The 6,797-nt window shown below is 63.3% G+C and carries 6 protein-coding genes; 1 reads left to right on the forward strand and 5 read right to left on the reverse strand.

Annotated elements, in window-relative coordinates:
• Nucleotides 1-75 precede the first annotated feature (75 nt).
• Entirely contained in the window at nt 76-921 is an 846-nt protein-coding gene (locus A2J01_RS30105; RefSeq protein WP_007729596.1) for a DNA-3-methyladenine glycosylase family protein, read from the forward strand.
• A gap of 4 nt (nt 922-925) precedes the next feature.
• Here A2J01_RS30105 and A2J01_RS30110 read toward each other — a convergent pair whose 3' ends face one another.
• The 5 genes from A2J01_RS30110 to A2J01_RS30130 all read right to left on the reverse strand — a co-directional run.
• Nucleotides 926-3,151 (reverse strand): MMPL family transporter, encoded by a 2,226-nt coding sequence (locus A2J01_RS30110; protein ID WP_064114193.1) that lies wholly within the window; start codon nt 3,149-3,151, stop codon nt 926-928.
• Between the two features lie 102 nt (nt 3,152-3,253).
• Nucleotides 3,254-4,804: a bifunctional 3'-5' exonuclease/DNA polymerase gene (locus A2J01_RS30115; protein ID WP_064114194.1), complete on the reverse strand. Its 1,551-nt coding sequence runs from the start codon at nt 4,802-4,804 to the stop codon at nt 3,254-3,256.
• A 46-nt stretch (nt 4,805-4,850) separates the two neighbouring features.
• A complete protein-coding gene (locus A2J01_RS30120) occupies nt 4,851-5,714 on the reverse strand; it encodes a biotin-dependent carboxyltransferase family protein (RefSeq protein WP_064114195.1) in 864 nt (287 codons plus the stop codon).
• Entirely contained in the window at nt 5,711-6,343 is a 633-nt protein-coding gene (locus A2J01_RS30125; RefSeq protein ID WP_064114196.1) for a 5-oxoprolinase subunit B family protein, read from the reverse strand. Before A2J01_RS30125 ends, A2J01_RS30120 begins: the two co-directional genes overlap by 4 nt.
• Nucleotides 6,340-6,797: MarR family winged helix-turn-helix transcriptional regulator (locus tag A2J01_RS30130; protein ID WP_231916121.1), on the reverse strand; the 458-nt coding region annotated here is incomplete at its 5' end. The genes A2J01_RS30125 and A2J01_RS30130, both read right to left, overlap by 4 nt.

The raw sequence follows: 6,797 nt of genomic DNA on the forward strand, positions 1-6,797 counted from the left end.
CAGCGACGGCAGCCTCGGGCAGTACGCGGGTGGCCCCGAACTGAAAGCGATTCTGCTGGATCTGGAAGCCGGCCGGTGAGCGCAGTGACGCTGCGCTTTCAGGCGCCCTATGCAGTCGAACCGCTCACCGGTGCCCTGCGGGCTCACTGCGTCGCAGGCCTCGAGCGTCACGACGACGGTGTTCACACCAGAGTCGTACCGTTGCCTTCCGGACCCGTTGTCGTGTCGGTGTCGTGGACCGACGACGGTGTCGTCGTGGATTCCGATGTGCCGGTAACGGATTCCGCAGTTCTGGAGGTGATCGTGCGCCGTTGGCTCGACCTCGACGCCGATCACACTGCTGTCGAAGCGGCGTTCGGTAGTGATGAGTTGTTGGCCCCACTTGTTGCCGCCCGTCCAGGATTGCGTGTGCTCGGTTCGGTGGACGGGTTCGAGACCGCAGTGCTCACCGTTCTGGGACAACAGGTTTCGCTCGGCGCGGCGAGGACGTTCGGGGGTCGTTTTGTCAGCGCATTCGGAGCGCCGGTGCAAGGGGATTTTCTTGCCTTCCCTGATCCGGACATGGTTGCAGCGCAATCAACCGAGGGCATACAGAAAGCCGTCGGATTGACCACAGCGCGCGCAAGAACAGTGCACACGCTGGCAACTGCGGCAGCGAACGGCCTCGACCTCTCCTGGAATGCGGATCCTGTCCAATTTCGGCGAGAGCTGTTGGCGCTAAAGGGAATCGGACCGTGGACCGCTGACTATCTCACCGTCCGGATTCTCGGTGATCGCGACGCATTCGTACCCGATGATCTGGTGTTGAAACGTGCGCTGGGGGTCTCGACGGCCAAAGAAGCCGCAGCGTTGTCCGAGCGCTGGCGACCCTGGCGAGCGTACGCACTCTTTCATCTGTGGACAAAGGAAGCGTTTCTGTAGTCGGTCAGTCTTTCGCGCGGGCCAGTTCGGACGGCCACCAAATACGTTTCCCGATGTCGTGAGAGAGCGCAGGCACCAGGACACTGCGCACGATGATCGTATCGAGCAACACACCGAAGGCCACGGCAAATCCGATCTCGGCGAGGAAGACCAGCGGCAGGATGCCCAGTACGGCAAATGTTGCGGCCAAGACGATTCCGGCTGACGTGATCACACCCCCGGTCACCGCAAGACCGCGCAGGACACCTGCACGGGTACCGAATTCTCCGGTCTCCTCCCGGACTCTGGTCATCAGGAAGATGTTGTAGTCGATACCCAGAGCGACCAGGAACACGAAGGCGAACAGTGGGAACGATTGATCCGCCCCGGCGAACCCGAATACGTGTGTGAAGAAGAATCCGCTCACACCGAGGGTCGCCGCGAAGGAAAGTACCACGGTGACAATGAGAATCACCGGGATCAGCAGAGCGCGGAGCAAAGCGGCCAAGACCAGGAAGATCACCACCAACACGATCGGGATGATCAGGTTTCTGTCGCGGACCGAGGCGGCCTGGACATCGAGGGTGGTGGCCGTGCTGCCGCCGACGAGCGCGTCGGCGCCGGGCACGTCGTGGACGGCAGTCCGCAGTCGCTTGACAGTTTCGAGTGCCTGCGGCGAATCGTAAGAGTCGGCGAGGGTTGCATTGATCATGGTTCGGCCGTCGATCGGTGCAACGGTGAAAGCCGCAGGGGCGCAACCCGCAGCGGCGGCTTGTGCGACGGCAGCGGGGTTGGTCTTGATCAGCTCGCTGACCTTTGCGACGTCCACCTGGGTGCAGACGGCGCCGGGATCCTGCGAGATACCTTCGACGCCGCTGGCTGCTTTGATGACGGCGTCGGCCTGGTCGGCGTTTGCGGTGATCACGGCCGGTGCGCCGGCTCCGGGATCGAACTTCGAGTCGTAGAGTTCTTGTCCGACAACAGCGTCGGGACGATTGGTGAAGCTTTCGGTGGATGTCAGGCCATCGGTTTTGAGACTGCCGATCCCGGCCGCGAACAGGATGATCAACAAGACTGTGGCGCCGATCCACAGTGGGCGGTCCTTGCTGCCGACGGCCTCGGCGATCTTGCCCCACATCCCGTGCGTCGTAAGGTCTGCGGCGTGATCGACCTTGGGCTTGCGCGGCCAGAAGACCCACCGTCCGGTGGCGGCCAGAGCGACCGGCATGAACGTCATCATCACCAGATAGGTGCAGGCGATCCCGATGGCGGCGACGGGTCCGAGGCTCTTGTTGGAGTTGAGTTGAGAGAACGTCAGGCAAAGCAGACCGAGAATCACGGTGACAGCCGAAGCGGTGATGGCCGGCGCAGACTCGCGCCAGGCCTTGATCATCGCGTCGAAGCGGTTGGGATACGTGTGCAGTTCTTCGCGATAGCGAGAGATCAAGAGTAGGGCGTAGTCGGTACCGGCACCGATCACCAACACGAAAAGGATGCCTTGAGATTGTCCGGTCAGAGTGAGTAATTCGGCTTTCGCGAGGAAATAGATCACCATCGACGACAAGCCGATGGCGAGGAGCGCGGAGAACAGCGGGAAGAACCACAACACCGGCGATCGGTACACGACAAGCAGGATGAGGATCACGACCAGGAGTGCCGCGCCAAGGAGCGCTCCGTCCAGACCGGCAAAGGCGTCGATGAACGCAACGAGTAGCCCACCTGGCCCGGCTGGGAGTACCTCGACATCACCAGCTGCTTGTTTTGCTGCGTCGATGACGTTCTGCTCGGGGGTCGCCAGGACATCGCCTGCCACGGATGTGTCTCCGTCCTTGGCGACGAGTGGCACGAAGATCGACGCAGTTGTGCCGTCGGCGGAGTACTGAGTGGGTTGCATTCCGTCGGCGTCTACCCCGGAGATGCCGGCAATGGCGCCGTACGCCGAGTTGATTGCAGATTTGTCCGCCTCGGTGAGGGCCGAATCTCGATGGAACAGAACAAAACCAGGGATCGTCTCGACTGCGAGGAAGTTCGCGGATTGATTGCTGACGATCGTCGATTCTGCGGAACTCGGCAGGTACGAGGCGTTGTCGTTCTTCTGAACCTCGGCGAGTTTGCCCTGGAAAGAACCGCCGAATCCGCCTGCGACGAAGGCAAAGATTGCAAGCGCGATCACGGTGAAGATCGGCACGCGAAGGCGTTTGACCGTTCCGCGCTCGTTCCGTTCTGCATCAGTTGTATCCAGCTTGGTCATGGTTCTCCTCGAACACAGTCGACCAGCACCAACAAAGCAACGTTTTCCAGTAGAACACGCAATACGGGCGTGGTGGAACCACTTGGAGTGGAATTGACGACGCTACGAAGTGCCTTTGCCGTAAGTCTCGCGGGCTGCGACGTCCATAGGAAAACGAACGACTGTGTCGCCGAACAACAATCGAGTTGCCGAAGCCGCGGCGGCCAGCACGTGGGCGGCACCTGACTCGGGGTTTCGGGTATGCACGACCACTTCGTCGTGCTGGAAGAAGACCAACTCGCCGTCCGGATCTTCGGCGAGGCGGCGCCTGAGGTCGGCGAGCAGGCACAACGCCCACTCGGACGCAGTGGCCTGAACGACGAAGTTTCGCGTGAAACGACCGCGGGCATGAGCGTCGCCGTGGGAGTAGAAGTCGGGAGACGGTGGGGGACAGGCCCGGCCGAGCAGTGACTTCACCACCTCGCCGCGCTCACCTGCCTTGGCAGCTTGCTCGACGTACTCGACGGCGACCGGGAATCGCTTCCGCAACAAGACGAGCAGTGCTTTGGCTTCACCCGCCGTCGCCCCGTACAGGACTCCGAGGATTGCGACCTTGGCTTTTGCGCGATCCCCGCCGAAGGCTTCTGCACCGACAAGTGCGTACAGATCGTCGTCGCCGGCGGCAGCCATCATGCGGCGGTCGCCGGACATGGCGGCCAGAATTCGGGGTTCGAGCTGACCGGCGTCGGCGACGACGAACACGTGGCCCGGATCGGCGACGACGCTCGAGCGCATGGTCTTCGGAATCTGGAGGGCCCCGCCGCCTCGACTCGCCCACCTGCCGGACACGACACCACCGGGAACGTAGATCGGACGGAATCGATCTCCCCGCACCCAACTGTCCATCCACTGCCAACCGTTGGTGCTGTACAGCTTGGCGAGTTCGCGATGACGAAGGAGTAGCGGCACAGCCGGATGATCGATCTCCTGCAGAAACCACTTGCGCGTCGACGGAAGTTCGATGCCCTGACGACCGAACGCCTCGGTGATCTCCACCGAAGACGAAGGATTGACGGTGCGCCCGAAGACCTCACTGATCTGTGCGGCAAGTTCCTGCATACGAGCGGGGAGGTCGCATCCCGTCGGCCGCGACCCCAGCCGTTCTTCGAGGAGTTCGCGATGCTTCTGCGTCGAGAACGGAAGGCCCGTGTGCGTCATCTCGGCGGCGCTGAGAGCGCCGGCCGATTCTGCTGCGATCAACAAGTCCAGTCGAGCGTCCGCGCCGATGGTTGCGCGCTGCTCGGCGAATTCGGTGACGACGGCGAGGGGATCGAGAACGGGTGCAGTGTCGAAGAGTCCGAGTCGATCGTCGTCGAACTCCTCGGCGGGCGGTGACGGTTTGCCGGCGCGCATTCCGAGTATCGCGCGGGTCAGGGAGATGTCGTGGCACCGTTGAACCCGTACGCCTGCCCGCAGTAGAGGTGGGTATACGGTAGCCGTACTCGGCCACACCCACCGCGGGTGCTCGGCTTCCTCGATGGTGCGTACCGCTGCGATCAGGTCGGGGTATTCGACGGGATCGGCGAGCGGCGTTCCAGCGGGATCGGTCCGTAGGACAGTTGCCGTCACAGCTCCCGTGGACGTCGTACTACCGGGGACCAGGACAACTCGCACGACATCAGTGTGACGGCTGGGTCCGACACGCCATCGCTCGGCGTGCTCAGGCCCCGACGAACTGGATGTGCTGACCCGGGCGGGCTTGGCCGAGTCGGTCGATATCTGCGTCCTCGACCACTCCCACCACCGGATAGCCGCCGGTGATGGGGTGATCGGCGAGGAACACGACAGGTTGGCCGCTGGGTGGGACCTGGATCGATCCGAGTGCCACGCCTTCGGTGGGCAGTTCGGTGTCGTCTGTTCTTCGAAGTAGTTCGTCGGCGCCGACGCGATCGACGCGTGCGCCGATTCGGTCCGAGTCGGTCGAGATCGCCCATCGGCCCTGGAGGAGTGTTTCGGGGTTGGTGAATCGATCTGCGCGAGGACCGAACACCACTCGAATGGCGAGAGTCTCGTTTGCCATCGGCGGCACCGGTGCGAGGTCGACGGCTGAGAACGTGGTCGGCGATGGCCCGATCGGGAGAAAAACACCAGGCTCGAGAGGCGCCGGACCGATCCCGGACATCGTGTCGGTGCTGCGCGATCCCAGGATCTCGGGAACCACAATGCCGCCTCGGACGGTCAGATACGTCCGCAGTCCACTCGGTGCGTAGTCCAGGCGGACGGTCTGCCCAGCCCGCAGATCGATCACGCTCGAATGCCCGACCGGAATGCCGTCGCGGTAGGCCTGTGCAGGCGCACCGGTGAACGCGATCGTTGCTTGTTGCTGCGCCCGAATGCTCAGCCCGCCCAGAAGGACCTCGACGCCTGCCGCGCCCTCGTCGTTGCCGACGAGTCGATTGCCGAGTTTGAGCGATCGCCTGTCCGCAGCACCGGAAACCCCGACGCCCGAGCGAAGGTGTCCGGTCCGTCCGAGGTCCTGGATCAAGCTCAGCGGCCCGGTGTCGAGTATCTCCAGACCGCTCATCGGTCGTCCTCGTTGACGAAGCGCACGCGGCACCCGGGCTGAACGGCGGCCGGTGGCGTTGAGTTCAGGTCCCACATCACGGCGTCGGTGCTCCCGATGATCTGCCAGCCACCCGGCGATGCCCGCGGGTAGATCGCGCTGTATCCAGCGGCCAGGGCGACGGAACCGGCTGGCACTGCGGTTCGCGACTGAGTTCGACGTGGAACGTCGAGCCGAGTGTCGCCTGAAGTCAGGTAGGCGAAGCCGGGTGCGAATCCGATGAAGGCGCAACGCCACATCGCCCCGGTATGGGCCGCAACCACCTCGGAACGGCTCATTCCGAGAGACTGTGCGACGTCGTCGAGGTCGGGCCCGTCGTACCTGACGGCGATGGTGAGTGCATCCGTCTCGGAATGCTCGTCTGGGGTCGCGGCAGAATCGGTCTGCTCGAGATCGTTCAAGCACTTCCGGACGTACGTGAGATCTGCCGCCGGGGTGCACGTGACCAGGACCGTGCGAGCTGCGGGGAGGAAGTCTTCGACCCCGACCGGGGTGTTACGCGTCAGTGCTTCGGTGAACGCTAGAACGCCAGCTTCGGAATCGAAGTCCACGAGCAATGCGCGTTCTCCCGCGGGAAGTATGCGAGTCACCGGGAGGGCTCCCTATCGACTCGAGTCCGCTCCACGTCCGCTCGCATCGCGGCGATGAAACTCGCGATGGTGGCTCGCTCTGTGGCGGTAAAATTGCCGAGGGTGCTCACCGCCCGTGAAATGAGTGGGCCGAAGGAACTCTCGCCCAGAGTGACCGCCGATGGTGTGACCTGCAAGAGCACCCGCCTGCGGTCTGCTGAGTCTCGCTCCCGAGCTACGTGGCCCGCTTTGACCATCCGGTCGACGAGCGCGGTCACCGACGCCGAGTTGATACCCAGCTGTGCGCCGAGCCAGCCTGGTGTCGCCGGTGTGTCCGAGCGCTCGGCATCGAGAAGGCAGATCAACGCGCGCACGTCGGTGGAGTGCATTTTGTACTTGTTCGCAAAGCCGGAAACCGCCACGTTCAAGTCGACGGTAAGTGCGCGAAGCGAGTGGACGATCGCCATCGCTTCGT

It is taken from the genome of Rhodococcus sp. EPR-134, from assembly GCF_001647205.1.
GTDB lineage: Bacteria > Actinomycetota > Actinomycetes > Mycobacteriales > Mycobacteriaceae > Rhodococcus_F > Rhodococcus_F qingshengii.